General features: G+C 66.1%; 31 protein-coding genes. 12 read left to right on the top strand and 19 right to left on the bottom strand.

Annotated features, from left to right (window positions below):
- Positions 1 to 59 precede the first annotated feature (59 nt).
- The 4 genes from AC5FRV_RS05255 to AC5FRV_RS05240 form a co-directional block, all read right to left on the bottom strand.
- Positions 60 to 479 (bottom strand): hypothetical protein, encoded by a 420-nt coding sequence (locus AC5FRV_RS05255; protein WP_493560036.1) that lies wholly within the window; start codon positions 477 to 479, stop codon positions 60 to 62.
- 68 nt (positions 480 to 547) lie between these two features.
- Positions 548 to 1,276, bottom strand: coding sequence for an RNase P subunit p30 family protein (locus tag AC5FRV_RS05250; protein WP_493560035.1), 729 nt, complete (start codon positions 1,274 to 1,276; stop codon positions 548 to 550).
- Positions 1,273 to 1,698 carry an RNA-binding protein gene (locus tag AC5FRV_RS05245; RefSeq protein ID WP_493560034.1) on the bottom strand — a complete coding sequence of 142 codons (426 nt, stop codon included), beginning with the start codon at positions 1,696 to 1,698 and terminating at the stop codon, positions 1,273 to 1,275. The genes AC5FRV_RS05250 and AC5FRV_RS05245 overlap by 4 nt, the downstream gene beginning before the upstream one ends.
- Before the next feature lie 11 nt (positions 1,699 to 1,709).
- Positions 1,710 to 1,895, bottom strand: coding sequence for a DUF1918 domain-containing protein (locus AC5FRV_RS05240; RefSeq protein WP_493560033.1), 186 nt, complete (start codon positions 1,893 to 1,895; stop codon positions 1,710 to 1,712).
- Positions 1,896 to 2,074: 179 nt separating this feature from the next.
- Here AC5FRV_RS05240 and AC5FRV_RS05235 point away from each other — a divergent pair, with 179 nt between their 5' ends.
- Positions 2,075 to 2,638: an NUDIX hydrolase gene (locus AC5FRV_RS05235; protein WP_493560032.1), complete on the top strand. Its 564-nt coding sequence runs from the start codon at positions 2,075 to 2,077 to the stop codon at positions 2,636 to 2,638.
- 49 nt (positions 2,639 to 2,687) lie between these two features.
- On the opposite strand, the gene AC5FRV_RS05230 is transcribed toward AC5FRV_RS05235, so the two are convergent.
- The 5 genes from AC5FRV_RS05230 to pyrB form a co-directional block, all read right to left on the bottom strand.
- On the bottom strand, positions 2,688 to 2,843 hold the full coding sequence (locus AC5FRV_RS05230) for a hypothetical protein (RefSeq protein ID WP_493560031.1): 156 nt from the start codon (positions 2,841 to 2,843) through the stop codon (positions 2,688 to 2,690).
- A 63-nt stretch (positions 2,844 to 2,906) separates the two neighbouring features.
- The gene (locus tag AC5FRV_RS05225; protein WP_493560030.1) at positions 2,907 to 3,731 is read right to left on the bottom strand and encodes a hypothetical protein; all 825 of its coding nucleotides are present in this window, start codon (positions 3,729 to 3,731) and stop codon (positions 2,907 to 2,909) included.
- Between the two features lie 463 nt (positions 3,732 to 4,194).
- Positions 4,195 to 5,685 carry a phosphomethylpyrimidine synthase ThiC gene (gene thiC, locus AC5FRV_RS05220; protein ID WP_493560029.1) on the bottom strand — a complete coding sequence of 497 codons (1,491 nt, stop codon included), beginning with the start codon at positions 5,683 to 5,685 and terminating at the stop codon, positions 4,195 to 4,197.
- A gap of 297 nt (positions 5,686 to 5,982) precedes the next feature.
- Positions 5,983 to 6,444, bottom strand: a complete 462-nt coding sequence (pyrI, locus tag AC5FRV_RS05215; protein ID WP_089817574.1) for an aspartate carbamoyltransferase regulatory subunit — start codon at positions 6,442 to 6,444, stop codon at positions 5,983 to 5,985.
- Entirely contained in the window at positions 6,441 to 7,355 is a 915-nt protein-coding gene (gene pyrB, locus AC5FRV_RS05210) for an aspartate carbamoyltransferase (RefSeq protein ID WP_493560028.1), read from the bottom strand. Before pyrB ends, pyrI begins: the two co-directional genes overlap by 4 nt.
- A gap of 82 nt (positions 7,356 to 7,437) precedes the next feature.
- On the opposite strand from pyrB, the gene AC5FRV_RS05205 reads away from it, so the two are divergent.
- Positions 7,438 to 8,064: a MinD/ParA family ATP-binding protein gene (locus AC5FRV_RS05205; protein ID WP_493560027.1), complete on the top strand. Its 627-nt coding sequence runs from the start codon at positions 7,438 to 7,440 to the stop codon at positions 8,062 to 8,064.
- Positions 8,065 to 8,093: 29 nt separating this feature from the next.
- The gene (locus AC5FRV_RS05200) at positions 8,094 to 8,723 is read left to right on the top strand and encodes an RAD55 family ATPase (protein WP_089817579.1); all 630 of its coding nucleotides are present in this window, start codon (positions 8,094 to 8,096) and stop codon (positions 8,721 to 8,723) included.
- A 263-nt stretch (positions 8,724 to 8,986) separates the two neighbouring features.
- Here the strand turns inward: AC5FRV_RS05200 and AC5FRV_RS05195 are convergent, their stop codons facing one another.
- Positions 8,987 to 10,003 carry an FKBP-type peptidyl-prolyl cis-trans isomerase gene (locus tag AC5FRV_RS05195; RefSeq protein ID WP_493560026.1) on the bottom strand — a complete coding sequence of 339 codons (1,017 nt, stop codon included), beginning with the start codon at positions 10,001 to 10,003 and terminating at the stop codon, positions 8,987 to 8,989.
- Positions 10,004 to 10,108: 105 nt separating this feature from the next.
- Entirely contained in the window at positions 10,109 to 10,351 is a 243-nt protein-coding gene (locus AC5FRV_RS05190; protein WP_493560025.1) for a hypothetical protein, read from the bottom strand.
- 260 nt (positions 10,352 to 10,611) lie between these two features.
- On the opposite strand from AC5FRV_RS05190, the gene cyaB reads away from it, so the two are divergent.
- The 5 genes from cyaB to AC5FRV_RS05165 all read left to right on the top strand — a co-directional run bounded on the left by cyaB (position 10,612) and on the right by AC5FRV_RS05165 (position 14,810).
- Positions 10,612 to 11,151: a class IV adenylate cyclase gene (gene cyaB / locus AC5FRV_RS05185; protein ID WP_493560024.1), complete on the top strand. Its 540-nt coding sequence runs from the start codon at positions 10,612 to 10,614 to the stop codon at positions 11,149 to 11,151.
- A gap of 59 nt (positions 11,152 to 11,210) precedes the next feature.
- Positions 11,211 to 12,413: a methionine adenosyltransferase gene (locus AC5FRV_RS05180; RefSeq protein WP_493560023.1), complete on the top strand. Its 1,203-nt coding sequence runs from the start codon at positions 11,211 to 11,213 to the stop codon at positions 12,411 to 12,413.
- Between the two features lie 145 nt (positions 12,414 to 12,558).
- The gene (locus tag AC5FRV_RS05175; RefSeq protein WP_493560022.1) at positions 12,559 to 13,029 is read left to right on the top strand and encodes a hypothetical protein; all 471 of its coding nucleotides are present in this window, start codon (positions 12,559 to 12,561) and stop codon (positions 13,027 to 13,029) included.
- A gap of 65 nt (positions 13,030 to 13,094) precedes the next feature.
- A complete protein-coding gene (locus AC5FRV_RS05170) occupies positions 13,095 to 14,285 on the top strand; it encodes a tRNA sulfurtransferase (protein WP_493560021.1) in 1,191 nt (396 codons plus the stop codon).
- A 48-nt stretch (positions 14,286 to 14,333) separates the two neighbouring features.
- The gene (locus AC5FRV_RS05165; RefSeq protein ID WP_493560020.1) at positions 14,334 to 14,810 is read left to right on the top strand and encodes a DUF5804 family protein; all 477 of its coding nucleotides are present in this window, start codon (positions 14,334 to 14,336) and stop codon (positions 14,808 to 14,810) included.
- 31 nt (positions 14,811 to 14,841) lie between these two features.
- Here the strand turns inward: AC5FRV_RS05165 and AC5FRV_RS05160 are convergent, their stop codons facing one another.
- The 4 genes from AC5FRV_RS05160 to AC5FRV_RS05145 all read right to left on the bottom strand — a co-directional run bounded on the left by AC5FRV_RS05160 (position 14,842) and on the right by AC5FRV_RS05145 (position 18,142).
- The gene (locus tag AC5FRV_RS05160) at positions 14,842 to 15,651 is read right to left on the bottom strand and encodes an ATPase (RefSeq protein ID WP_493560019.1); all 810 of its coding nucleotides are present in this window, start codon (positions 15,649 to 15,651) and stop codon (positions 14,842 to 14,844) included.
- The gene (locus AC5FRV_RS05155; RefSeq protein ID WP_493560018.1) at positions 15,652 to 15,915 is read right to left on the bottom strand and encodes a DUF5827 family protein; all 264 of its coding nucleotides are present in this window, start codon (positions 15,913 to 15,915) and stop codon (positions 15,652 to 15,654) included.
- 95 nt (positions 15,916 to 16,010) lie between these two features.
- On the bottom strand, positions 16,011 to 16,622 hold the full coding sequence (gene sod / locus AC5FRV_RS05150; RefSeq protein WP_493560017.1) for a superoxide dismutase [Mn]: 612 nt from the start codon (positions 16,620 to 16,622) through the stop codon (positions 16,011 to 16,013).
- Between the two features lie 113 nt (positions 16,623 to 16,735).
- Complete coding sequence (locus tag AC5FRV_RS05145) at positions 16,736 to 18,142, bottom strand: cryptochrome/photolyase family protein (RefSeq protein ID WP_493560016.1); 1,407 nt, start codon at positions 18,140 to 18,142, stop codon at positions 16,736 to 16,738.
- A 96-nt stretch (positions 18,143 to 18,238) separates the two neighbouring features.
- On the opposite strand from AC5FRV_RS05145, the gene AC5FRV_RS05140 reads away from it, so the two are divergent.
- A complete protein-coding gene (locus AC5FRV_RS05140) occupies positions 18,239 to 19,030 on the top strand; it encodes an enoyl-CoA hydratase/isomerase family protein (protein ID WP_493560015.1) in 792 nt (263 codons plus the stop codon).
- Positions 19,031 to 19,117: 87 nt separating this feature from the next.
- Positions 19,118 to 19,630 (top strand): Lrp/AsnC family transcriptional regulator, encoded by a 513-nt coding sequence (locus tag AC5FRV_RS05135; RefSeq protein WP_493560014.1) that lies wholly within the window; start codon positions 19,118 to 19,120, stop codon positions 19,628 to 19,630.
- A gap of 17 nt (positions 19,631 to 19,647) precedes the next feature.
- On the opposite strand, the gene AC5FRV_RS05130 is transcribed toward AC5FRV_RS05135, so the two are convergent.
- Together AC5FRV_RS05130 and AC5FRV_RS05125 are read right to left on the bottom strand one after the other, a co-directional pair.
- Positions 19,648 to 19,929, bottom strand: coding sequence for a UPF0058 family protein (locus tag AC5FRV_RS05130; protein WP_089817549.1), 282 nt, complete (start codon positions 19,927 to 19,929; stop codon positions 19,648 to 19,650).
- An 87-nt stretch (positions 19,930 to 20,016) separates the two neighbouring features.
- Positions 20,017 to 20,232, bottom strand: coding sequence for a ribbon-helix-helix domain-containing protein (locus AC5FRV_RS05125; protein ID WP_089817548.1), 216 nt, complete (start codon positions 20,230 to 20,232; stop codon positions 20,017 to 20,019).
- 283 nt (positions 20,233 to 20,515) lie between these two features.
- On the opposite strand from AC5FRV_RS05125, the gene AC5FRV_RS05120 reads away from it, so the two are divergent.
- Both AC5FRV_RS05120 and menD read left to right on the top strand, forming a co-directional pair.
- Positions 20,516 to 21,850 (top strand): isochorismate synthase, encoded by a 1,335-nt coding sequence (locus AC5FRV_RS05120; RefSeq protein ID WP_493560013.1) that lies wholly within the window; start codon positions 20,516 to 20,518, stop codon positions 21,848 to 21,850.
- Positions 21,847 to 23,628 (top strand): 2-succinyl-5-enolpyruvyl-6-hydroxy-3-cyclohexene-1-carboxylic-acid synthase, encoded by a 1,782-nt coding sequence (gene menD, locus AC5FRV_RS05115; protein WP_493560012.1) that lies wholly within the window; start codon positions 21,847 to 21,849, stop codon positions 23,626 to 23,628. The genes AC5FRV_RS05120 and menD overlap by 4 nt, the downstream gene beginning before the upstream one ends.
- A 24-nt stretch (positions 23,629 to 23,652) precedes the next feature.
- Here menD and AC5FRV_RS05110 read toward each other — a convergent pair whose 3' ends face one another.
- Together AC5FRV_RS05110 and AC5FRV_RS05105 are read right to left on the bottom strand one after the other, a co-directional pair.
- Positions 23,653 to 24,642 carry a J domain-containing protein gene (locus tag AC5FRV_RS05110; protein WP_493560011.1) on the bottom strand — a complete coding sequence of 330 codons (990 nt, stop codon included), beginning with the start codon at positions 24,640 to 24,642 and terminating at the stop codon, positions 23,653 to 23,655.
- Between the two features lie 66 nt (positions 24,643 to 24,708).
- A complete protein-coding gene (locus AC5FRV_RS05105; RefSeq protein WP_493560155.1) occupies positions 24,709 to 24,843 on the bottom strand; it encodes a DUF8066 domain-containing protein in 135 nt (44 codons plus the stop codon).
- Between the last annotated feature and the right edge of the window lie 70 nt (positions 24,844 to 24,913).

The raw sequence follows: 24,913 nt of genomic DNA, 5'->3' as shown, positions 1-24,913 counted from the left end.
GTCGGACGGCGACCGTTACGCCGGTGCCGTCTCGTCAATTCCGTCTCACCGGATCTGCCTCACCGGATCGTCGACCCGAGCCTGGTCGCGCTGGTCGACTCGTCGACGTTCGACCGTTCCGGTTCGGTGATCGGGTTCCGGAGCGCCAGGTACAGCACGACGAGCAGTGCGAGTCCCGCGTGTGCGACGGGAAACGGCTCCGGAGCCACGAGCGACGGTCGGCCGAACACCGCGACCGCGCCGAAGGCCAGCACCCCCACGTACCGGCCTTGCCGACTCCCCGTTCCCAGGAATCCGGCTGTCAGCATCAACGCGATAGCGGTCGTCGTCGTCACTGGCACCGAGTCCGCCAGCAGTAACACGCTGTTCACCCCCTGCGATAGCAGTGCGAGCATCGCGCCGAAGAGGTGGGCGACCCCGAGCACCACCCCGACAGCGGCGATGACCGCTGCTTCGAAGCTTACGTTCTCTGACCCCATGTCTTGTTAGAGTACCAACTACAACATAAAATCACCGGTCGTCCCACGCGGAACGATGTATGTAACGTTCAGTCGTGACTGTCTCCGGTAGCGGACGGGTCCCGTTCGTCGACGCGACGGACGCCGGGTTCGACGAAGGAATCCGAGAGTCGTTCCCGGTTGCGTGAGGCGATTCGACCCCACTCCGCGAGGCCGGTTTCGACCTGTTCGCCGGAGAAGCCGATGGCCTCGCCGACGGAGACGAGTTCGCGCGGGGCCCGGAGTTGCAGGTGGCTCGCGGGGTCCGCGCTGACGACGTAGGGGACGTCGTAGTAGTCGACGAGTTCGCGGAGCTTCCGGAGAGACTGGAGGCGGCGGACGCGTCGGCCACCGGTGCAATCGAGGACGTCGCGGAGCGAGAACTCCACGCGGACGCCGTTCGCCGCGGCTTCCTTCGCCAGTACGTGGTTGAAATCGCCGTCGCCGCGCATCGGGTGTGCCAGGACGTCTACGGCGGCCTGTTCGACGGCGAACCGGTTCATCGCGACGGTCCCGCCGTGGACTGCGAGGACGACGGTGTCGGGTCGGTGGTTCCCCACGTAGCCACTGGCCTGTGACGGGTCGTCCGCTCTGACCTCCACGGCCGGGACGACGTCGACGTCGTACATCTCGCTGACCGCTTCTGGGTCGTAGTCCGCGAGGGCGTCACCGTGGTTCCGGACGACGACGCCGTCGAAGCCGTAGTCGCTCGCGGTCAGCGCCAGCCGTGCGACGGTGCTGTCGCCGTCCGGCCGGGCGCGGACTGCCTCGTACGTCATAGGGCTTCCAGCACTTCACGGGCGTTGGTGACGGCCTTCTCCCGCTTGGCCGGATACGCCTCGACTTTCGCCCGGAGCGTGATCCCGTCGCCGCGCCGGACGTCGCCACCGAAGGCGGCCTGCTTGTCGAACGTCAGGAAGAACGAGCAGTTGTCGTCCACCCGGTCGTCGAGTTCGGCGACGACGTCGTCGACGTCGTCCAGGGTCGCGACCTGGGAGAGGACGTGACGGACCTCGTCCGCCAGTTCGACGCGCGCTGATAGGACGACGATACGGTCGCCGTAGTGACCCTCGGACGTGTGCCGCTGGAGTTCGACGTCCTCTGGAAGAAACGTCCGTAGGGCCTGTTCGACTCGCTTCTCGTCCTCGGTGGCGTAGGAGAATGTGCGCAGTTCGACGTAGTGAAACGGGACCGAGGCCATCGAAATCGTCGTTACTCCTCGTCGACGGGTTCGAGGGAGTCCTCCGGGATGCCCTGCTCCTGACCGTCCTCGAAGGAGACGGTGTAGTTCGCGTCCCCGAACATCGTCTCGACGACCTGTGTGACCGTCCCCTCCTCCTCGTCGTACTCGCTGTGTTCGTCGTGCAAGATGACCGCGTCGTCCTCTTCGAATGCCATATCGATCGGTACAGGGGTGGACGGCAAAAAGGGTCTGATTTGACCTGCTCGGCGGCCGCCGCTGGCCCGGGTCGAACACTTATCACAGTGACGCGCGAAACGGGTGGCATGTCACCATCTTCGCCCCTGGACGGATCGGTTCCGAGACCGAGACACGGTGCGATTACCAGACGGCATCGATGACGACGGTCGACGACCTCTGGTACCTCGGCGACGTCGCGCGCCAGTCGGCAGAACAGACGTATCACTCCGTCGCGGACCGCCACGAGGACTTCCTCGAGTGCACCCGTCACCGCAGTGTCTCTCGGCCGCGGTTCAGGACCGTGGCTGACCGCATCCGCGACAACGGCCTCCCCTACGGTGCCCACGCGATAACGTACCGCGAGTCCGGTGAACTCCTGCTGGTCCGCCACGACGACGTGGACATGTGGGTCCTTCCTGGCGGGGAAGTGGACGGCGACGAGTCGTTCCGGGCGGCCGCACGTCGCGAACTGATGGAGGAAGCCGGCGTCGACGCGGCGTTCGAGGGGCTGGCGCTGCTCGCCCGGGTGGAGTTCCGGTGTGGTGACTACAACACGTGGGGCGTCCTGCCGATCTACCAGGCTCGCGCCGAGACGACCGCACTGACCGTCGACGACCCGGACGGTGAGATAACCGATGCGCGATGGTTCGACGAACTGCCCGAGGACGCGCGCGACCGCGACCAGCTCGTTCGGTGGCGAGCGGAGACGCTGGAGCAGTAGTCCTCCTCGGAGGCGGCGTGACCCGGGAGCGCCGGTCCGCGAGTGCTACCTAGCCTTCCAGTAGCTCGTGGCGACACCAGGAACACGCTCGGCCCGCGGGTACGTCACTCTCCGGGCGTTGCCCCGTCCCGCTCGTCTGCAACGCCTCGCCGGGCAAGGGGTGGAGCTGTTCGACGACGTCGCCACATCGAGGACACTGTACCATGCGGACATATAGCACGCGGCCGCGGATAACTCCGTTGCCCGTCGATGCAACGACGGCGGTCTCTCACTCGGGCGTGAACGTCTCGCCCTGCCGGGCGTCGGCCTGCATCCGGCGAACCGTCGCGCGGGCGTTGCTCGCGTCGTAGCCGAAGAAGACGTCCTCGCCGTACTCCCCGGCGACCTCAGCCGCGTGAATCAGGTCGTCCACGTCGACGTCGACCGCGTACAACTCGACGCTGAAGGGCGTCGAGAGCCGGTCCCGGAACCCGCTCGCGAGAATCTCCAGCCAGTAGGTCGTGGTGTAGGCCATGTCGTAGATGGGGACGACGAATTCGTCGACGTACTCCTCGAGGGATTCGACGTCGATTCCGGACCGCTCCGAGAGGTGTCCCGGGTAGGGGTCCGGATAGAGCGTGAGGTAGAGTCGTCCGGGGACGCGATCGCGAGCGGCAGCGACGAACTCCGTGATGACGTGCTCGCGCCACGTCGACCACTCCTCGTAGTCGCTATCGGCGAAGCGCTCCTCACAGCGCTCGCAGTGGCAGTACTCCTCGCGGGGGAACCCGACGTCGTCGAGGCGGACGTCCTCGTTCACGGCGGCGGCGTCCTCGATTATCCCCAGTAACCCCTCCCGGTACCGGTCGTGCGTGGGGCAGACGTACGACCAGTCGAAGTAGGGACGCTCACGGGTCGCTCTGTTCCCTTCGTCGTCGACCGGGACGAGGCCGTCCTGGTCTTCCGCGGCGTTGTCGCCGAAACAGGAGATCATGTTGACGGCGTCGGCGACCGGTTCCGCGGCGCGACCGGTCACGTCTTTCACTTCGTAGAACCCGCGATCGAACTCCTCCCAGGCCAGCTCCTCTTCGTTGCGCGTGACGACGCCGTACATACCTGCGGCTACGGCTCCACGGGGGTAAGTCGTTCGGGAGAAAGTGTGGTTGGAGGGCGATACAGCCAGACCCCTTGTTACCGCGTCAGCTTGTAGGCGGCCGCCGCAGCCACCAGGAAGGCGACGAGGATAATCTTACGAGACATCACTCAACTGTAAGGTACTCTCGGGTATAGTTTTTCTGCATGTAACACTCCTTACCAGGTGACTATGCGCCGATCGGTACCGATCCGACTGCTGTCCCGTTGGTAGCAAAACCAGGAGGGCTGCGGTGGGGAACCACGCGCGGCGGCGGTCGGCCGCCCGGTGATCGAGAAAAGAGTAGGTGACACTGATGGACGCCTCAGTGGTTCTGCGACGATATTCCACTCGGACGGCCACGAACTATCGATTGCATAAGCACGAGGCGTTCGGCGGAATGGAGCGCCTACTCCTCCCTCTCGGCGGTCGCGCGTATCGGTTCTCAGTCGTCCGCCGACTGCTCCGGCGGTTCCCACTGGTCGTCGATGGCCTCGCGGATTGCGCGCCCGCCGTCGTGGGTCCCCGTCGGTGGCCGGTTCACTTCGGCGGCCACCGAGCCAGCCAGGTCCGTCTCGTCGGCGATGTCGCTCATCTCCCCTGCCTCCCTCGGGTGGCCAGATCCCTCCGGGCTCTGGCTGCTTCCAGAATCACGCCGCGATTCTCGAACGTCCTGGTCGATCCGCATCGAGCAGAACTCGACGCCGCACATCGAGCAGAAGCGGGCCTCCTTGTAGTTGTCTCCTGGAAGCGTCTGGTCGTGGTAGGACCGGGCGCGTTCCGGGTCGAGTGCCAGGTCGAACTGTTCGTTCCAGTCGAACGCGTAGCGAGCCTCCGACAGTGCGTCGTCCCAGTCGCGCGCGCCTTCGTGCCCGTTCGCCACGTCCGCGGCGTGGGCCGCGATCCGATAGGCGGCCAGGCCCTCGCGGACGTCCTCTTCCTCGGGCAGTCCCAGGTGTTCCTTCGGCGTGACGTAGCAGAGCATCGCCGCGCCCGCCCGGCCCGCTTCCGTCGCGCCGATGGCGCTGGTGATGTGATCGTAGCCCGGTGCGACGTCGGTCACGAGCGGGCCGAGGACGTAGAACGGCGCGCCGTCGCAGACGTCCTGCTGGCGCTCGACGTTGTCGGCGATCTGGTCCATCGGCACGTGGCCCGGCCCCTCGACCATCACCTGGACGCCGTGGTCCCAGGCCGTCCGCGTCAGTTCCCCCAGCGTCTCCAGTTCGGCGAACTGCGCCTCGTCGCTGGCGTCGGCGAGACACCCCGGTCGCAGGCCGTCACCGAGGCTGAAGGTGACGTCGTGCTCGCAGAAGATCTCGCAGATCTCATCGAACTTCGTATAGAGTGGATTCTGCATGCCGTTCTCCTCCATCCACTTCGCCAGGATGGACCCACCTCGCGAGACGATGCCCGTCTTCCGGCCGTCGGTGAGCGGCAGGTGGTCCATCAGCACGCCGGCGTGGATGGTCATGTAGTCGACGCCCTGCTCGGCCTGCTTCTCGATGACCTCTAGCAGCAGTTCGTGGGTGATGTCCTCGGGACTTCCCGCCCGCTTGACCGCCTCGTATATCGGGACTGTCCCCACCGGCACCGGTGAGTGCTCGACGTTGGCTTCACGGATCGGATCCAGTCCCTCACCGGTCGACAGGTCCATCACCGTGTCCGCGCCGTAGTGGACCGCCGTGTGGAGTTTCCGGAGTTCCCCCTCTAGATCGCTCGTCTCGTCGCTGTTCCCGATGTTGGCGTTCACCTTCGTGGCGAACTCCCGCCCGATGATCATCGGGTCCAGCGCGTCGTGATGGTCGTTCGCCGGGATGACCGCCTGGCCGTCCGCGACCTGTTCACGGACGAACTCCGGGTTCTCATTTTCCCGCTCAGCGACGCGCTCCATGGCCTCGGTGACCTCGCCCGCTCGCGCACGTTCGAGTTGCGTCATCGATTAGTCTGTTGTATTAGTGGGTTATAAAACTACGTCAAAGCAGTGGCGACGTAGCTGGAGACTTCTCTGCGGAGTGCGTGAGCATACCGCTACGAGCGGAGCGAGTAGCGGTTTCATTTCTCGCGAGACGCGGAGCGTCGAGCGAGAAGGAAGTTTGGAGACTAACGTTTGCGAGGAGTGGTTCCCCCAGCGAACGAAGTGAGCGAGGAAACCCGACGTGGTTCGAGAGAGCCAAGCTCTCTCGTCATCACGAAAATCGCTTCGCGATTTTCGAACGACAGAAAAGTTTAGTCGCTAGTTGGCCAGGATGTGCGCCGGGAGGTCCTCACGGATGATGGTGTCACAGTACTCACATCGGACGCCGTCGTCGAGGACGGTGAACGCGGACTCCACCGGTTCGTCCTCGGTCGTGATGCAGTTGTGGTTGGGACACTGTAGCACGCCGACGACGCGGTCGGGGTGGTTGACGTGCTTCTTCTCGACGACGTCGAAGTCGCGGACGATGTTGATCGAGGCGGCGGGTGCGATGAGCGAGAGGACGTCGAGTTCCTCCTCGGAAAGTTCCCGGCCCTCGACTTTGACGATGTCCTTGTGGCCGAGCTGGTCCGAGGGGACGTTCATGACCACGGAGACGGTTTCACCCTCGGTCCCGTCGATGCCGAGGATGGCCAGGACGTTCAGCGCCTGGCCGCCGGTGATGTGGTCGATGACGGTGCCGTTCTCGATCTTGCTGACGCGGAGCTTTCGGTCTGTCATCGTTCTCCCTCCAGGACCATGTCGAGTATCGCCATGCGGACCGGGACGCCGTTGTGGGCCTGCTGGAAGTACTTCGCGTGCTCGGTGGCGTCGATCTCGTGGTCGATCTCGTCGACGCGCGGGAGCGGGTGCATCACGGTGAGGTCGTCTTTCGCGTCCGCGAGCGTGCCGGCGTCGATTTGATACTCGCCGGCCACTTCCCGGTATTCACTCTCGTCGGGGAACCGCTCGGCCTGGATGCGAGTCACGTAGAGGACGTCGAGTTCCGAGAGGACTGGCTCCAGCGAGGTATGCTCGCGTACGTCCGCACCGGCCTCGTGCAGGTCGTAGCGGACCGACCGGGGGAGTTCCAGGCTCTCCGGGCTCACGAAGTGCTGGCGCGCGTCGAATTCCGTGAGCGCGTGGGCGAGCGAGTGGACGGTTCGGCCGTACTTCAGGTCGCCCATGATACCGATCTTCAGGTCGTCGAAGCCGGCGTTCTCCCGGATGGTGTAGAGGTCGAGCAGCGTCTGGGTCGGGTGCTGGCCGGCGCCGTCGCCGGCGTTGATGAGCGGCACGTCGACGTAGTCGCTGGCCATCTTCGCCGACCCCTCGCTGGGGTGGCGCAGGACGAGCGCGTCGGCGTACCCCTCGACGACGCGAACGGTGTCGGCCAGGGACTCGCCCTTCTTCACAGACGAGGACTCGACGGTACCCATGTCGACGACGTCGCCGCCGAGGCGCTTCATCGCGGCGGTGAAACTCATCTTCGTTCGCGTACTCGGCTCAAAGAAGAGCAGCCCCAGCAAGGCGTCGTCGTGGCGGTCCGCGAACGCGCCCGGGTCGGCGGCGATGTCGGCAGCGCGGTCCAGCACCTCTTCGATGTCCGATCGAGAGAGCTGTTTGGCGCTGATAATGTGGTCCTGGCGCATTGGGTAGAGTCCCGCCCCCGATGGCCTTGAATCTCCCGACACGCCACGAACATTCAAAGGGGAAGACGGGGCCAGAGCGCCCATGATCGCTGTGGCCGGTGGCAAAGGCGGCTGTGGTAAGACCACCACGACGGCGTGCCTCGCCCGCGCGCTCGCGACCGCGGGTACGAACCCTGTCGTGGTCGACGCCGACGTGGGAATGCCCGACCTGCACGTCGTCGCGGGCGCCCGTCTCGACGCCGGACTCGCTGCCCTCGCGAGCGGGGCTCCCATCAGTGAGGCGGTCCAGTCGACGCTCGAACTTCCGGGCGTGCGTCTCGTCGCGAATAGCCCCGAACCGTCGGACGACCTGGCCACAGCCCTCGACCGCCTGCAGACGCTTGCCGACCCGGTTCTGGTCGACACCGCCGCCGGCGCGTCGCCGGCCGTGGCGACACCCCTGCGGGCCGCCGACGCCACTATCGTAGTCTCGACGCCGACGACCCAGAGCCTGGAAGATGCGGCCAAGACCGCGGCGATGGCTCGGACGCTCGACGCGCCGGTCGTGGGTAGCGTCGTCACGAGGAGCGACGGCTCCGTGGATCCGGGGCGGCTCCTGGATTGCCCGACCCTCGGCCACGTTCCGTCCGTCTCTGAACCCCTCGCCGACGAACGTGTTCGGGCCGCGTACGCGGATGTTTGTGAGTGTCTCCCCAAGCGGAATATTTAATCAGTTGCAGAATAGTGAGTCTCCACGGGATGGCTAATCGGCTGCGGACTGGGATCGACGTCCTCGACAGGAAACTCGACGGTGGGATACCAGCTGGTAGCATCGTCGCTCTCAGCGCGTCGCCGGCCAGCCAGGCGGAACTGTTCCTCTACGAACTCACCGCGACGCGCGGAACCCTGTGGCTCTCGCTGGATCGCACCGCCGAGGCGGTCCAGTACAGCATCGAGAACACGCCTGCCAACACGGGCGACCCGACGGTGCGCCACATCTCCGGCGAGGCCCCGCTCGACAACGCGGGTAAACTCGTCAGTGCGCTCCCAGAGACCTCGAACCTCATTCTGGACCCGGTCGACGTCCTCGAGGCCCAGGAGCCCCACTCGCGGTACCGCGCGTTCATGAACGACCTCCAGAACCACATCTTCAATACGGGCAGTCTCGCCATTCTTCACAGCCTCGACGGTCACGAGGTTCCACCGCTGCGAGACACGACCGAACACTTCGCAGACGTCGTCTTCCAGCTCGATACCGGCGTGACGGGCGACGAGATCGTGAACAAGCTCTCGATCCCGAAATTCCGGGGCGGCCGCGCGCCCGGCGACGTCATCAAGCTGAACCTCGTCGAAGAGGTCAGCATCGACACCTCCCGCGACATCGCGTGACGACCTTTTTCGTCGTCGCCTTTCCTCGCGAGCCTTCGGCTCGCTGCGGGAAGGCTCCTCGAAAAACGTCCTCAGAAGTGCTTCGCACTTCTGATGGGCTGCGTCAGAGCTTCGCTCTGACGAACGTCGGGGAAAAAGTCCCGGACGTCTCGCTCACTTCGTTCGCTCGCGTCCGGTGAAACGGCTCGCTTCGCTCGCCGTATGCTTGCTGTCGCTCGTTCTTCGAGTAACTGAACTGGTGAAAAGACGAACGGGCTAACCGACTACTCTTCCTGAGCGCCTTCGATCTCTTCCATGATCTCGTCGGCGTCGACGTCGGCGTCTTCGAGTGCAGCCTCGATGTCTTCGCCGCCTGCGCCGCCGCCCATCATCCCGCCCATGCCGCCCATCATACCGCCCATACCGCCGCCGATCTCCTCCTGGACGATGATGCGGTCGATGTCGAGGATCTGGGTGAGCTGCTGAGCGATCTGCTGTTTGCCCATCATCCACTGCTGGTTCATGGTGAGCTGCGGGGTCGCCTCGATGTAGAGCGTCTCCTTCTCGACTTCGACGGTCTCGAACTCGGGCTCGGTGTCTTCGTCGTCGTCCTCGTCGGGTTCGACCATCTGTTCTTCCTCGACGGTGTCGGTGTCGAACCAGACGTCGAGTTCCATGTCGAGGAACATGCTGATGAGGCCCTGGGCCTTCTCCTCTCGGTCCTCGACCTCGCGGAGGATGTCGTACTCGTACTCGATGTCCTCGCCGGCCAGCGGGTGGTTGAAGTCGACGCGCGCGCGGCCGCCGATGATAGTCTCGACGTGACCGTGCTCGCCGCCGACGTCGACGTGGGCACCGGGGTAGCGGTCGTCTTCCGGAATCTTGTCCTTCGAGATAGTGCGCACTTCGCTCTCGTCGTACTCGCCGAAGGCCTCCTCGGCAGAGACGGTCACGGTACCGCTGTCGTCGGCTTCCTTGCCGTAGATGTCCGCCTCGACGGCCTCGAAGAGGTGGCCCTGGCCGAGGACGATGGTGCGCGGGGCGAACTCCTGGTCCTCGCCGACGCCTTCCTCTTCGGCCACTTCGGGGTGGGTCGTGTCGACCAGGTCGTCGCCCTCGGCGGTCCGTGCCGTGTAGTCCAGTTCGACGAAGTCGCCCTCCTGGAGCCCTCCTTCGGGGGTTTCTTCTTCGGTTGCTTCTTCCTGGGCGGTCTCCTCATCGGCCTCGGTGTCCTGTGCTTCGGTCTCGTCGACTTCCTGTTCTTCGACGTCGGCCTCCTCGGCCTCGGAGTCGTTGCTCATACCCGAATCGTCAGTCGTCGCGCTCTTAAGGACAACGTTTCGCCCCGCCGAGTGATAGATCTGAATCTGACTGCATCAGTCGGTGTGACTGGCCGATTCAGCGGGTCACTGTTCGGTTTCCGCCGTCTCTGGTTCGACGACCTCCACCTGTTGGGATAATTCGTTGTTTGCCCCGACTGCCTCGACGGTGGCTTCGTAGGGCCCTGGATCTATATCTACGTCGACGTCGATATCGACTGTCCTGGTCTCTCCGCTGTCGACTGTGGTGCGATGTTTCTCTCTGAGATCACCAATCTCGACGATAACGGCGGTGTTGATGTCTGCCCTGTCGTCGCTTACGAGGCTCACGCTGGCCGTCGCAGTGTCCCCCGAAGTGACCGATTCCGGAAGTTGGAACGACTCCAGTCGGTAGTTCGGACCGCCGGCTGGACAGCCGGCGATGAGGGACGAACAGCCGACGCCGAGGGATGCGACGTATTCTCGACGGAGCACGTCATCCGGTTTACAGATGGCGTATAAGTGCTTTCTTCTCGCTTTTGCCAGCTGGAATATTCCGCTGGGGGACCCGATTCGGGTTGCTTTTGTCCGGCCTCGCCGACCACATGCGCATGTACGAGGTCGAACTGAAGGTAGAGGCGGACCACGACACCGTTCGCGACCGACTCGAAGCACTGGGAGCCGATCGCCTGGGCGCCGTGACCCAGGAAGACACGTACTACGACGCTCCCCACCGCGACTTCGCAGAGACCGACGAGGCGTTTCGCATCCGCCGGGAGTCCCACGGCGACGAAGCCATCGTGGAGTTGACATACAAAGGACCGAAGGTTGACGCGGCGTCGAAGACCCGGGAAGAGATCGAAACGGCCGTCGAGAGCGGTTCGGACGCCGACGCGATATTCCGTGCACTGGGGTTCGAGGCGGCCGCCGTCGTGGAGAAGGACCGGGACCGCTATCACCTGGACGGCTACACCGTCACGCTCGATACCGTGGACGGCCTCGGCGAGTTCGTCGAGGTCGAAATCGAGGCCGAGGAAGTCGAGGACGCGCGCGAGGGCGCGAAGGAGGTAATGAATGAACTCGGTCTCGACCACAACGAGCAGATCCGGACGTCCTACCTGGGTCTCCGCCTCGGTGATGCAGAGGAGTAATCAGAACGGGTAGAAAGGTTTCCGCAAGTTATAGAACCCGGGACTCCCAACTACGGCCAATGACGGACCGGAATATACACGTTCAGCCCGCCACCGGGCACGCGGTCGAGGACCAGTCGGTGGAGATCGTCGAGCGGAAAGGCATCGGTCATCCCGACTCTATCTGCGACGGGATCGCCGAAACCGTCTCACGCGCGCTGGCACAGGAGTACATCGACCGCTTCGGCAAGGTGCTGCACTACAACACCGACGAGACCCAGCTCGTCGCCGGCACGGCCGCGCCCGCCTTCGGCGGCGGCGAAGTACTGGAACCGATCTACCTCCTCATCGTCGGTCGCGCGACCAAGACGTTCGACGGCGAGCGCATCCCGACCGAGACTATCGCGCTGGAGGCCGCCCGCGAGTTCCTCGACGAGCAGTTCCCCTTCCTCGACGTCGGCAAGGACGTCATCGTCGACGTCCGCCTCGGCGAGGGCAGCGGCGACCTCCAGGATGTCTTCGGCGAGGAAGCGACCGTCCCGATGGCCAACGACACGAGTTACGGCGTCGGACACGCGCCGCTCACCGAGACCGAACAGATCGTCCACGAGACCGAACGCCGTCTCAACGAAGAGTACGCCGCGGACAACCCCGTCGTCGGCCAGGACGTCAAGGTCATGGGCAAGCGCGAGGGCGACCACGTCGACGTCACCGTCGCCGTCGCGATGGTCGACCGACACGTCCCGGACATGGACGCCTACCGGGACGCCGTCGAAGCCGTGCGCGAGTACGTCGCCGACCTCGCGACGGAGTACACCGACCGCGAGGTCACCGTCCACGTCAACACCGCCGACGACTACGAGGAGGGCTCTATCTACCTGACGACGACCGGCACCTCCGCCGAACAGGGCGACGACGGCTCCGTCGGCCGGGGCAACCGTGCCAACGGCCTCATCACCCCGAACCGGCCGATGAGCATGGAGGCGACCTCCGGCAAGAACCCCGTCAACCACATCGGGAAGATCTACAACCTCCTCTCCACCGAAATCGCCGAGTCCGTCGTGAGTGAGGTCGACGGCATCAAGCAGCTCCAGGTCCGCTTGCTCTCCCAGATCGGCTCGCCCATCGACGACCCGCACGTCGCCGACGCGGAACTCGTCACCGAACCCGGCGTCGCCATCGAAGACATCGAAGCGGAGGTCCGTGCTGCCGTCGACGACGAACTCGCCGACGTGACCGGCATCACGAAGCGGGTCATCGACGGCGAACTCTCCACGTTCTGAGGCTGCCGACCTCGCCGCGAGGGGGAGCATGGCTCGAGCCGTCGTTTCTGCGAACGTTTACGTGGACGGACCGGAAGTGGTCGGTATGTCGAATCGGCCTGCCCGACGGGTTCCGGTTCTTCGTAGTGTGATCGTAATCACTGCGGTGATCGATCTCCTCCTCGTCCACGTCGCCGTCCGTTACCTCCACCTTCACCTCTTTGGCTCGGTCACGTATCGCGGTCTCGCCCCGATCGTTCCGTGGCTGGTTCTCGGTTCCTACGTCGGCTTGCTCGCACTTCTGGCCGTCAGTGTCGCGAGACGGGCGGACCCATCTACCCTCGCGCTGGGCGTGGGCCTACTCCTGTTCGCCGTCGAACCGTTCACGATCCTGAACGGCGGGTGTGGTGTCGGTCGCGGAGCTGGCTCGTCGTCCGCGTTTCCCGGCCTGGTCTGGGACGGTCTGGTCCTCGTCGTTACTACTCCGGGTGGCGCGTGCAGTATGTACCTCAACACACCGATCCTCGGGATGGCGACCTTCCTGCTGGGCGGCGGTCTCTGGTTCGCTTCGGTGACGGACGCGGTCGTTGAGCGCTTGCTGTCGACCAACCTTCGGTGGAAGCGGGTTCGCGACTGAGAACCGGTCCCCGGCCGGTGAGCGAATGACGACACGCGTTTATTCTCCCGTCCGATATCGCAGGTATGCACCCGCCGGGATCCGACGTCGTCCTCGTCCGCCACGGCGAAATCGGCGTCAAGAGCGACCAGGTTCGCCGCAAGATGGAGACCCGGCTCGCGGGCAACCTAAACTCGCTGCTGGCCGACCGCGGCGTCTCCGGCGAGGTCGACCGACACCGGAATCGGATTTTCATTCACACTGACGAGCCCGAAGCGGCGACCGCGGCCGCGACGGACGCCTTCGGCGTCGTCTCGGCGAGCCCCGCGATGACGGTCGAACCAACGCTCGACGCTATCTCCGCCGCGCTCCGAGACGCGACCGAAGCACACTACGAGGGCGGCACCTTCGCCGTCAGCGCTCGCCGCGCCGGCGAGCAAGACGCCCACCCCTTCGCCAGTACTGACATCGAATCGGAGGGCGGGAGCGCGGTCTGGGAGACGATCGAGTCGATGGGCGGCGAAGCCGAGGTGGACCTCGACGACCCGGGCTTCGAACTGTTCGTCGAGTGCCGCGAGGACGAGGCCTACGTCTTCCTGGAGAAACGCGACGGACCGGGCGGGATGCCGCTCGGCTCTCAGCGACCCGTCGTCGCGATGATCAGCGGGGGTATCGACTCGCCGGTCGCCGCCTGGCAGACGATGCGCCGCGGCTGCCCGATCGTTCCGGTGTACGTCGACCTCGGCGACTACGGGGGGCCCGACCACCAGGCCCGCGCGGCCGCGACCGTCGCCGACCTGGCCCGCTACGCGCCGAGCTACGACCTGGACCTCCGGATCGTTCCAGGGGGCGACGTCGTCGCCGAACTGGCCGAGGAGACGACCGACACCCGGATGCTCCACCTCCGCCGGTTCGTCGTCGCCGTGGGGGAGGCCGTCGCCCGCGAGACCGGTGCGGTCGGCGTCGTCACGGGCGAGGCCATCGGTCAGAAGTCCAGCCAGACGAGCGCGAACCTGGCCGTCACCGACGCTGCGGTCGATCTTCCAGTCCACCGACCCTGCCTCACGATGGACAAGACCGACGTCATCGCGCTCGCCCGTGATATCGGCACGTACGAGGAGTCGACCATCGACGCGGGCTGCAACCGGGTCGCGCCCTCGTTCCCCGAGACGAACGCGGACCTCGACGAAGTTCGGGCGATCGAACCGGCCGACCTCTTCTCGCGTGCGCGTGACGTCGTTGCCGAGGCCGAGATCGTCCCGATCGACACCGAGTGACCGGGCGGAACGAAACCACTTTCCCGCCCGCGGGACTCACCTCGGACGATGACCCGGGTCTGTCTCGTCGGGACGGAGGACGCGAACCTCCGGTACGAACTCCTCTCGCGCGAGACGGCGCGAAACGCGCTCGCGACCTACGACCTCCGGGAACCGTTCGAGAACACGCTCACGTTGGAGACGGTGAGCCTCGGCGCCGCCGTCTCGCTGCTCAACGACCTCAACTGGTACCTGGTCCGCTTCACCGAGACGGCGTTCGTCCTCGAACCCTCTATCAGCGAGACGGAGTGGCTCTCGCGGGACCTGGCCGCCGCGGTCCGCGACGACGAGGTCGAGCCGACCGAGACGGACCGATTCCTCCAGGTATACGGCATCGAGGAAGGTGACGAGGAGTTCGATTCTCCTCCCCGGCTCGTCGAACCGATGCTCGTCACCCGGACCGGGGACACGATTCCGGAGTACGACTTGCGGGACGTGGACGACACGCTCGTCGTGCGCGTGACGCAGGAGGAGTTCGGCGCCTGAGAACGGGGATGCGGATCTTCGACGACGGGCACTATTCGCCGTCGAAGGCAGTACCCAGCAGCGCGTCGTAGGCCGGCTCGTAGGCGTCGGCGACCGCTTCGGAGTCGCTGCGCTGGTCGGCGGCGAGCGCTGGCAACTGGACCGTCGCCGCCGACTCGACGAGGTCGACGACGGAGCCGACGCGCTCTTCGAGCTGTCCGGTCCCCGGACCGCCGGTGGCCACTTCGCAGGCCTTCGCGTATCGGTCGCCGTCGTAGATTCTCGCCCGCGTCGGTTCGACGACGGCGACGGCGTCCGGTGCCAGGTCGGCGAGCGGCCGCGCGACGTCGCCGTACGATTCGACGACGGCACGCTGTGCGGCTTCGATTTCGCTTGCCAGCGAGTGGAGCGCGGGCACGTGAAGCCGGGCCATCGCCTCGTTGAACTCGTCGAGTGAGGAGACGGTGTGCGCGTTCACCAGCGGGAGCCTGTTCCGGACATCATCTGGCAGCGAGACCGTTTCGTTGACCACGAATTGGTCGCCGACGCGGTCGACGAGGAACTCCCTGTCTTCGCTCCCCAGGATGCCGGCCCCGCTGCCTGGTGACGGGTGCCACAGCCGGTGGATGGGGTTGACGTCCTCGGGGTCGGCGTCGCCCGGACTCGCGCCGACGAGTCGCTTCGCGTCCTTGCCGTAGAGGCGGCCGTCCGCGCTGGCGCGCTCCCAGTCGTCGTGGTCGTGCCAGTAGTCGTTGCCCGCGCGGGGCTTGTAGCCGACGGCGCCGGTGCGTTCGAGCAGGCCCACGGAGAACGTGGTCTTGCCGGCGTCGACGCGTTCGGACCCGGCGACGAGGAGCGTCATCTACGCGAGCCCGTAGTACCCCGGTTCGTCGTCGGCGTTCGGTTCCGCGAAGACGAACGCCTCGGCGTTGTTCAGCATCCACGGAATGGCCCAGTCCATCAGGACGTTCTCCGTCTCCACGTCGAGTTCGGCCTCGGGGTCGAGGCCCTGGAGGAGCCGTCCGATCTCGTAGATGGTGTACAGTTTGTCGTCGTCGAGCACTTCGTCGGGGTCGCGAAACTCCAGGCTCCGCAGGTCGTCGAACTCGGCCTTCGGTTTTGGCATACTCATCAGTTCGTCCCTCGACGCCTAAAACTCTCGAAACGTCGAGGCGGCTCCCTCCCGGTTACCAGTGCGAAAAAAGCGCGGTGGTTACCGACCTATTCGAAGTGGTCGAGGCACTTCTGATACTCCTCGGCGGCCTTGTCCCACTCGACGACTTCGAAGAAGGCGTCGATGAAGCTGCCGCGGTCGGGACCGTAGTCGTAGTAGTAGGAGTGCTCCCAGACGTCGAGCGCGAGGATGGGGTGGGCGCCCCAGAGCGCGCCCTGGTCGTGTTTGTCGACGGCGACGTTGCGCAGCTGCTTGGCGACGGGGTCGTACACGAGCAGCGCCCAGCCGCCTGCGGCACTGGCGGCGGCCTCGAACTCGCCCTTCCAGCCCTCGTAGGAGCCGAAGTCCTCCTCGATCCGACTCGCGAGGTCTCCCTCGGGATCGCCGCCGCCGTTGGGGGACATGTTCTCCCAGAACAGCGTGTGGAGATAGTGGCCACACCCGTTGTGGGTGACGTTGCCGAGCGCGCCGGCGGAGCCGCCGAAGTCGCCCGACGAGCGGTTCTCGGCCAGGGTCTCCTCGGCCGACTGCAGGCCGTTGACGTAGCCCTGGTGGTGCGTATCGTGGTGCCAGGTCAGCACCTGCTCGGAGATGTGTGGTTCGAGCGCGTCGTAGTCGTACGGAAGCGGTGGCAGCTCCGGTTCGGATTCTTCTGGCATAATGTAAACCCTCCAACGCGAATCGTCGGCCGGACGCCTGTTAAACGTTTAGGAGGTGTACGGTAACTTCTAGCACTAGCGGGCCGTGGCGCGTCGTCCGACTCGCCGCTGCGTCAGGAATCACCACGGGCGGCCTCGAACGCGGCGATGGCCGCTTCGCGGCGCTTCCCGTGGTCGACGATCGGGTCTGGGTATTCGGGCGCGACATTTCGCCGCTGGGTTGCCGACAGGCCGGGCCACTGGTGGATCGTCGCTGGCTCGACGCCCCGGAGTTCGGGAACGTACTCAGTGATGTACTCCGCGTCCGGGTCGTATCGCTCACCCTGCGTCGTCGGGTTGAACACCCGGAAGTACGGCTGGGCGTCCGTGCCCGTCGAGGCCGCCCACTGCCAGCCGCCGACGTCGCTCGCGGTGTCGTGGTCGACGAGGCGCGCGTGGAACCACTCGTACCCGCGACGCCAGTCGATCAGCAGGTCCTTCGTCAGGAACGAGGCGACGACCATCCGGAGCCGGTTGTGGACGAACGCCTCCTGCCGAAGCTGTCGCATCCCGGCGTCGACGAAGGGGTAGCCCGTCTCGCCCGCCTTCCACGCTTCGAACTCCTGGGGGTCGTTCCGCCAGTCTATCGGACGCTCGTACTCTTTGAAATTTTGAGCCACCGTCTCCGGGTTCGTCGCCAGCACCTGGAGGTAGAACTCCCGCCAGGCGAGTTCGGACTGGTACGTCTCGACCGATTCGACCTGTTCCTCGGTCGCGCCGTCCTTCGCGGCTTCCGTCGCCGCGTACACCTCGCGAATCCCGAGCGTCCCGAACTTCAGGTGGGGCGAGAGCCGAGACGTGTTCTCTGTCGCGGGGACGTCCCGCAGGTCCTCGTACTCGTAGATCGGTCCGTCGCAGAACGCCATCAGTCGCTCGCGCGCGGCGGCCGGGTCCGCCGTCGGAATCTCGGCCACAGGTTCGTCGAAGCCCAGTGCTTCCAGTGAGGGGAGTGGGTCCCCGCTCACGTCGGCGAGGGTGGATCCCTCGGGCGGCTCGTAGGGGTCGTCTTTCGGCCGGTCCTGCCACTTTCGTCCGTAGTAGGTGAACACCGAGTACGGCTCGCCGGCGTTCGTCGTGATCGACCCCGGCTCGTGGAGGACGCTGTCGGTGACGACGCGTCGGTCCACGTCCACCTCGTCGAGCGCCAGGCGGACGCGCGCGTCGCGCTCGTTCGCCAGCCCGGAGTAGTCCTCACCCCAGGTGACGGCCGTCGCGTCGTAGCGGTCGGCCAGGTCTGGAAGGACCTCGGCCGGGTCACCGCGAACGACGACCAGGTCGCTCTCCCTGTCGCGATACCACGCGCGTAGCGAGGCCAGCGCGTCGAGCATGAACGCGACTCGTGGCGGCGCTGCGTGGGTGAGGACGTCGTCGTCGAAGACGAACACGGGGACGACTTCGTCGTCGGTCCCAGCCGTCGCAGCCGCTGCGAGCCCGGCGTTGTCCACGGCGCGCAGGTCGCGACGGTGCCAGTGGATCTGCACAGTGGACGTTCCGGCGGGGCGTCCCTCAAACTATCCCCTCACGAACGGACAGCTCCGTGCCCACACGACTTTGGCGCTCGCGTTCGTCGGACCGCTATGGCTTCAGACCTCGTACTGCTCGACGTCTCGGACGGCGTCGCGCGGGTGACGCTGAACCGGCCGGACGCTCGCAACGCAATCTCCGCCGCGCTCGCCGACGAGATCGTCGCGGCCTTCGATACCATCGCCGACAGCGACGCCCGGTGCGTCGTCCTGGAAGGGGCAGGAACCTCGTTCTGCGCGGGCGGTGACGTCCAGGCCATGCTGGACGGCATCGAGGGTGACGTCCCGGCGGCCGAGCGAGTCGACCTGGTCATTCGATCGGTGAACCGCGCCGTCGGTCGCGTCTACGAGTGTTCGCTCCCGACGGTCGCCAAGATAGACGGGCCGGCCTTCGGCGCGGGCGCCGGGCTGGCCATCGCCTGCGACGTCCAGCTGGCCAGTCCCGCGGCCAAGATCAGCTTCGGGTTCCGCCGCGTCGGGCTCGCGCTGGACTCGGGCGTCTCGTTCCTGCTCCCCCGACTCGTCGGACTCAACACGGCCAAGGAGCTGGTTTTCACCGGCGAGCTCGTGTCGGCCGACCGGGCACGGGAACTGGGCGTCTTCACGCGCGTGTTCGAGTCCGACTCCTTCGAGGAGGGCGTGGCGAATCTGGTCGAGACGATCGCGAAGGGGCCGACCGTCGCGCTCACCGCGTCGAAGCGGCTGTTGAACCAGCGTCCCGACTCCTTCGAGAGCGCGTCGGGCTCGGAAGCGATGGCCCAGGGCGTCGCGTTTGGCACCCGCGACCACGCCGAAGGGGCTGCTGCGTTCGTCGACGGGCGGTCGCCCGAGTTCGAGGGGAGGTGAATCTGCGAAAAGTACGATCACTGGGAACCGATATCAACGCAGGATAGAGTCGAAAGAAAGAGGTTTACTCAGTCCAGAGCAACATTCATGTCGACTGACGCTTGTCCCGACTGGGAGTTCAAGGAACGCGACGTGCTCATCCTCAGCGAACTCTCTGACGACCCGCAACTGTCCTCGCGTGAACTCGCGACGATACTCGAAGAGGAACACGACATCTGCGTCTCGCACGTCACCGTGAGCGAGTCCATCCGGAAGATGCGCGAAGAGGGCGTCTTCCGGGAGACAATCGTGCCCAACGAGGCGTACTTCAACTTCGCGCTGTTCGAGTTCAAGTTCAATCCGGCCCACTTCGCCCAGGGCTGGAACGACGCGATGAACGCCATCCGACACGACCGCCACACGCTCCTGTACTTCCTCTCGGACGGGGAGTACCAGTGGAAGTCGGTGATGATGTTCCCCAGCAGGAAAGCCGAGTCGCGCTGGATTCACGACTTCTACAAGGACCACGGCGACGTCATCGACAACGTGCGCAACTCCGTCGTCCACAACGTCCTCAAGTTTCGGACGGATCCCGAGATGTTCACCGAGCTAGAACAGTAACGCGACGGAGCGGTCGGTCAGATGCGACTCTCGGCGTCCTCGGCGAGTTCCTTCATCCGCTTGCCGACGCGGCCGGCGTCGGAGAACTCGTCCTCGCTCATCGCCGTCGCCAGCGAGTTCCCGAGCACGAAGACGGCGTGTTTGTGTTCGCTCTTCGATTTGTGTACGTCGGACGGCTCGACGTCGAGTTCCTGGTAGGCGTCGAACAGCTCCGGGTCGACGCTGTCCATCTCGTCGCGGAAGAAACGCATGATGTACACCATCTGCTCGTGTAGCTCGAGGAGTTCGTCTTTGTGCATTTGACAGTACTAGCCGGCGCAAACAGCATAAGAATTGCTTGATAACGCGTCACAGGCAGGTCCACGGGCCAGACGGGCCGAGACTGCCTAGAACACGTATTCGTCGTCGTGACCCATCATCCCGTCGTCCTCGAGACCCGGTTCTTCCTCGTCGTCCATGGGCCCGCTGGTCTTGTACGCCTTCAGCCCGGTCGAGAGCAGGTCTTCGATCGCTTCCTCGCGGTTGAGAAACTCGCCTTCTTCGACGAGCTGGGCGATCTGCATCTCGAGGTGTTCCGGGATTGTAATCTCTACCTTGGGCATCGCACTGTACGTCGGTTCGACAGAGGTTTATTTAAATCTGACGGGGGAAGTTGGGGCTGTTGCGAAAGAGAGCTACTGATACACCCGTTTTACTTTCCAAACTCCAAGAGTTTATTCGAACTCGATTAAAAACAACTGAATTGCGCTCCGTTCGGTGCTCCCCATCGACCGACGGCGGTGGGACCGCTCTGAACGACGGCTCTCGTCACCACGTAGACGTGTTCGGCGCGTGAGGCTAACCGTATAGTTAGGCTCAAAGGCCCCCGGACCTAACTCGCCTGCGATGGATGTACCTCGCGGTGACGAGGCGACGGTTCGGACAGTCGACGCGCCGGTCGTCACGCGCGGCTGTTCGGTGTCGAAACCGCCGACGAGGGCCTTTCTGGCGACGAATGACCGCCCACGGTTCGTCTGGCAGACCCCGACCGAGTCCGTTGCTGTCAGGGGAGCGACGGCGACGGTGACCGGCGACGGGTCGGACCGGTTCGCCGACGTGCGCGCCGACGGTGCCCGTCTCCTCGAATCCTGTTCTGTCCCGGATGGCATCCCGAGCGCCGCGCGGCCCCGGCTGTTCGGCGGCTTCGCCTTCCACGACGACGGACAGGCCGGACCCTGGGACGGTTTCGGCGACGCGCGGTTCGTGCTCCCCGAAGTTCAGCTGACCGCCGACGGCGACGACTGGTGGCTCACGGTGACGGCCACCGGCCCGGACGCCGACAGCGAGGCCGATTCGAAACTCGGCGTCTGGCGCGACCGGCTCGCCGACGAGACCAACCCCGAACCGACCGGTCCGCCAGGCGTCGCCGATCGGACCCGCACACCCTCGCGAAGCGGGTGGCGCGAACAGGTCGAGGCGGCACTGCAGAGCGTCTCCGAGGGTGCCCTGGAGAAGGTCGTCCTCGCCCAGGCGATGACCCTCTCGCTCTCGAACCGGCTCTCCGTACCGGACGCTCTCGAACGGCTCGGCCGGACGTATCCGGACTGCTACCGCTTTGCCTTCTCGCCCACCGAGGACGCCACGTTCTTCGGCGCGACGCCGGAACGGCTCGTCTCGCTCACCGGGCGGACGGTCAGCACTGAGGCGCTCGCGGGATCGACCGGACGCGGTGACACGCCGGCCGAGGACGAGTGGCTGGCGACGGAACTCCTCGAGAGCGAGAAGGACGGCTACGAACACGAGGTCGTCGCCGACGCGGTCCGCGAGCAACTGGAGCCGTTCGCCTCTTCGGTCGGCACCGGGGACCGAAGCATCCGCCGACTGGCGACGGTCCAGCACCTCCGGACGCCGATAACGGCCGAACTCGCCGAAGACGAACACGTCCTCTCGCTCGTCGAGGCGCTCCACCCGACGCCGGCGGTCGGCGGCCTCCCGCCGGACGCCGCCCTGGAGACCATCCGCGAGACGGAGACGTTCGACCGGGGCTGGTACGCCGCGCCAGTCGGCTGGTTCGACGCCTCGGGCAACGGGACCTTCGCCGTCGCCATCCGGTCCGCGCTCGCACGCGGGGACGCCGCGACTGTGTTCGCCGGCGCGGGCATCGTCGCCGACAGCGACCCCGACCGGGAGTGGGACGAGGTACAGCTCAAGTACCGGCCGATGCTGGACGAACTCGAATGACTGCACCGAACCTGGCGACGCTGTGGGGCGAGACCATCGTCGACGAACTGGCCGAGAGCGGCCTCGACGCCGTCTGCGTCGCGCCCGGCAGTCGCTCGACGCCGCTGACGGTCGCCTTCGCCGACCACCCCGACGTCAGGGTCTTCTCACACCTCGACGAGCGCTCGGCGGCCTTCTTCGCCCTCGGTCGCGCCCGGCGAACTGGCGAGCCGACTGCACTGGTCTGCACGTCCGGGACCGCGGCCGCGAACTTCCACCCGGCGGTCATCGAGGCCGACCGCTCACGGGTCCCACTGGTCGTGCTGACGGCGGACCGACCAGCCGAACTGCGCGACAGCGGCGCGAACCAGACCGTCGACCAGACGAAGCTCTACGGCGACGCGGTCAGGTCCTTCCAGAGCCTCCCGGAGCCAGCAGCGGAGGACCGCCGCCTTCGCTCCCTGCGGACGACCGTCTGCCGTGCCGTCGCGACGTCGACCGGGACGCCGCCGGGGCCAGTCCACCTCAACGTCCCCGTCGCGAAACCGCTGGAACCGACGGAGACGCCCGAGGGTGTCGGTTCGATTCCCGAGTCGTTCGCAGCGTCCGACTCGCTGGGGGTCACCGGCCGCGACGGCCCGTTCGTCGCGACGTCGCAGGGCCAGCCACGCCTGAGCGACGCGGAGCTGGCCCGCGTCGCGGGCGAGATAGACGGCGCCGACCGCGGCCTGATCGTCGCTGGCCCGGCCAACCGGCCGACGCCCGCGCGGGACGCCCTGGGCGCGCTTGCCGGGGCGACCGGTTTTCCCGTGCTCGCGGACCCGCTCTCGGGCGTCCGGTTCGGCGACCACGTGTCCGACGTCACCGTCTGCGGGGGTTACGACTCCTACCTCGGCACCGCGGGCGACTGGCCCGACCCGGACGTCGTCCTCCGGTTCGGCGCCTCGCCGACGTCGAAGACGCTGCGTCGCTACCTGCGTGACACCGACCCGCGGCAGTTCGTCGTCGACCCGGCGGGCGCGTGGCGCGAGGCCGAGTTCACCGCGACGGATCTCGTGACCGCGGACCCCACCGGCTTCGCAGAGGGAATCACCAGTCGCGTCTCCACCGACGCCATCGATGCCGCCGACGCCACCGAAACCGACTGGACCGAACGGTTCGCGCGCGCAGAACGGGCTTACTGGGACCTGGTCGACCCTGAACTTGATAGCACGCTGTTCGAAGGGAGCGTCGCCGGACGCGTCGTCGGGGCCCTCCCGGACCCGGCGACGCTCTACGTCTCCAACAGCATGCCCGTCCGGGACGTGGACCGGTTCGGTCGCCCGCGAACGGCGGACCTTTCGATACTGGGCAACCGGGGAGCCAGCGGTATCGATGGCATCACGTCGAGCGCGCTCGGCGCCGCCAGCGGAACCGAGGACCCGCTCGTCCTGCTCCTCGGTGACCTGGCGTACTACCACGACATGAACGGTCTGCTGGCCGTCGCGCGCTGTGGCGTCGACGCCACCGTCGTCCTGGTCAACAACGACGGCGGCGGCATCTTCCACAAGCTTCCCATCGAGTCCTTCGACCCGCCCTTTACCGACCAGTTCAAGACGCCCCATGGGCTGGACTTCGAGCCGACCGGAGAACTGTACGACGTGGACTTCGAACGCGTCGCGGACGGCGACGCGCTCGTCGACGCGCTGTCGTCGTCCGTCGGTTCGGCCGGAACGCAGGTCATCGAGGTGATCACGGACGCGGCGGAGAGTCATCGGCACCGGGAGCGGTTGCACGAGCGCGTGTGCGAAGAGATCTGATCGGCGATCGGTCAAGTTTGGCCGTCAGGGCCGGACGAGCACCAGCGTCGCGACGGAGAGTCCGAGCGGCAGCCACGTTCCGGTGAGGGCAGCGATGCCGACGAGGCCGGTCAGTGGGACGCCAACGGCGGCGAAGCCGACGGGCGTTAGCAGACTCCAGCTCCCGAAGACGATGACCCCGACTTCGGGCTGGGACTGGAGGTACCCGACCAGGAAGACGGTACAGCAGCCGACGATAACGTTGACGGGGAGCGGGAACGGCGGGAACAGCGCGCTGAACAGCATCAGCGGATAGAGGACGAACGAGACGGCCAGGAGGGTCAGCGACTTCCCGGTGGGAATCAGCCGGCGTCGGTGGCCGACGTCGTGCCCCTGGCGGACGCTGAAACCGCCGCTCCCGTTCCAGGACCGCGCTGCTTCCCCGACGCCACCCACACTCGCGACGTCCGCGGTGGTCGATCCGCCATCGGTCGTCGCCGTGTCCTGTGACGTCGCGTCCCGGGTGGCCCAGTCCTGCGACGACGTGTCCCGTGACGCCGTGTTCCGTGACGAGCCGTCACCGGTCCGGTCGGTCTCACGGTCGACGCGTTCCCTGGCTGCACGCTCCCGTCGCCGTCTATCCCGGGCCCGTCGTCTTCGGTCAGCGGCCGAGCGGCCCGCTCGGTCCCGGTGCTCGTCGGTGGCCGAACGCGACGATGCCGATTCGCCCCCCGTCCCGTCTCCCCAGCCTGCGCGCCGGGCAGCGGCCGCCGCGTCGCTGACGTCGTCGTCGTCCACGGGCGAGGCGTCCTCGCCGACGTACTCCTCGTGGCCCACCTCGTCGTAGCGCTCGCGCTCGGACTCGTCGGTGAGGACGTCCCTGGCACGGATAATCCGCCGCGTCGCCTCGTTCGCGTCCTCGTCGTCGTTCAGGTCCGGATGGGACTCCTTCAGCCGTTCGCGATAGGCGGCCCTGATCCGGTCCGTCGAGGCGTCGGGCGGGACGCCGAGTACGTCGTAGAACGTCTGCGTCATAGCGGGCCTGTTGCCCGGAATTGCACGCGACTGGCTAATAAACCCTCTCGCCGATTATCACCGGGGTTACTCGCGGCGCTGCTCGGCGATGGCTTCGAGAGCCGTCGCGATGCGGTCCAGGAGCTGGAGCAGTACGAAGAACAGGTACACCATCCCGAGCACGAGGACGACGAAGAGCCCGAGGAGGATCTGCTGGACGATGAGGAGGCTTTAGGCCATCACGAGCACCGCGAGAATACCGAGCGTGAGGAGGAGCCGTTCGTGGTCTATC

Source organism: Halomicrobium sp. HArcel3 (assembly GCF_058933135.1).
The sequence above is the reverse complement of the archived record's forward strand: the minus strand, read 5'-3'. Positions and strand labels throughout refer to the sequence as shown.

Bases quoted from the DNA above. Each gene is read 5' to 3' on its own strand.
- AC5FRV_RS05155 (WP_493560018.1), bottom strand. From the start codon at position 15,915: ATGCCAAAACCGAAGGCCGAGTTCGACGACCTGCGGAGCCTGGAGTTT.
- cyaB (WP_493560024.1), top strand. From the start codon at position 10,612: ATGTACGAGGTCGAACTGAAGGTAGAGGCGGACCACGACACCGTTCGC.
- AC5FRV_RS05250 (WP_493560035.1), bottom strand. From the start codon at position 1,276: ATGACGTACGAGGCAGTCCGCGCCCGGCCGGACGGCGACAGCACCGTC.
- AC5FRV_RS05165 (WP_493560020.1), top strand. From the start codon at position 14,334: ATGACCCGGGTCTGTCTCGTCGGGACGGAGGACGCGAACCTCCGGTAC.
- AC5FRV_RS05240 (WP_493560033.1), bottom strand. From the start codon at position 1,895: ATGGCATTCGAAGAGGACGACGCGGTCATCTTGCACGACGAACACAGC.
- pyrB (WP_493560028.1), bottom strand. From the start codon at position 7,355: ATGCGCCAGGACCACATTATCAGCGCCAAACAGCTCTCTCGATCGGAC.
- AC5FRV_RS05200 (WP_089817579.1), top strand. From the start codon at position 8,094: ATGGCTAATCGGCTGCGGACTGGGATCGACGTCCTCGACAGGAAACTC.
- AC5FRV_RS05110 (WP_493560011.1), bottom strand. From the start codon at position 24,642: ATGACGCAGACGTTCTACGACGTACTCGGCGTCCCGCCCGACGCCTCG.
- AC5FRV_RS05230 (WP_493560031.1), bottom strand. From the start codon at position 2,843: ATGGTACAGTGTCCTCGATGTGGCGACGTCGTCGAACAGCTCCACCCC.
- AC5FRV_RS05245 (WP_493560034.1), bottom strand. From the start codon at position 1,698: ATGGCCTCGGTCCCGTTTCACTACGTCGAACTGCGCACATTCTCCTAC.
- AC5FRV_RS05255 (WP_493560036.1), bottom strand. From the start codon at position 479: ATGGGGTCAGAGAACGTAAGCTTCGAAGCAGCGGTCATCGCCGCTGTC.
- AC5FRV_RS05225 (WP_493560030.1), bottom strand. From the start codon at position 3,731: ATGTACGGCGTCGTCACGCGCAACGAAGAGGAGCTGGCCTGGGAGGAG.
- AC5FRV_RS05235 (WP_493560032.1), top strand. From the start codon at position 2,075: ATGACGACGGTCGACGACCTCTGGTACCTCGGCGACGTCGCGCGCCAG.
- AC5FRV_RS05160 (WP_493560019.1), bottom strand. From the start codon at position 15,651: ATGACGCTCCTCGTCGCCGGGTCCGAACGCGTCGACGCCGGCAAGACC.
- AC5FRV_RS05125 (WP_089817548.1), bottom strand. From the start codon at position 20,232: ATGCCCAAGGTAGAGATTACAATCCCGGAACACCTCGAGATGCAGATC.
- AC5FRV_RS05130 (WP_089817549.1), bottom strand. From the start codon at position 19,929: ATGCACAAAGACGAACTCCTCGAGCTACACGAGCAGATGGTGTACATC.
- AC5FRV_RS05205 (WP_493560027.1), top strand. From the start codon at position 7,438: ATGATCGCTGTGGCCGGTGGCAAAGGCGGCTGTGGTAAGACCACCACG.
- AC5FRV_RS05135 (WP_493560014.1), top strand. From the start codon at position 19,118: ATGTCGACTGACGCTTGTCCCGACTGGGAGTTCAAGGAACGCGACGTG.
- thiC (WP_493560029.1), bottom strand. From the start codon at position 5,685: ATGACGCAACTCGAACGTGCGCGAGCGGGCGAGGTCACCGAGGCCATG.
- AC5FRV_RS05140 (WP_493560015.1), top strand. From the start codon at position 18,239: ATGGCTTCAGACCTCGTACTGCTCGACGTCTCGGACGGCGTCGCGCGG.
- pyrI (WP_089817574.1), bottom strand. From the start codon at position 6,444: ATGACAGACCGAAAGCTCCGCGTCAGCAAGATCGAGAACGGCACCGTC.
- sod (WP_493560017.1), bottom strand. From the start codon at position 16,622: ATGCCAGAAGAATCCGAACCGGAGCTGCCACCGCTTCCGTACGACTAC.
- AC5FRV_RS05195 (WP_493560026.1), bottom strand. From the start codon at position 10,003: ATGAGCAACGACTCCGAGGCCGAGGAGGCCGACGTCGAAGAACAGGAA.
- AC5FRV_RS05170 (WP_493560021.1), top strand. From the start codon at position 13,095: ATGCACCCGCCGGGATCCGACGTCGTCCTCGTCCGCCACGGCGAAATC.
- AC5FRV_RS05180 (WP_493560023.1), top strand. From the start codon at position 11,211: ATGACGGACCGGAATATACACGTTCAGCCCGCCACCGGGCACGCGGTC.
- menD (WP_493560012.1), top strand. From the start codon at position 21,847: ATGACTGCACCGAACCTGGCGACGCTGTGGGGCGAGACCATCGTCGAC.
- AC5FRV_RS05120 (WP_493560013.1), top strand. From the start codon at position 20,516: ATGGATGTACCTCGCGGTGACGAGGCGACGGTTCGGACAGTCGACGCG.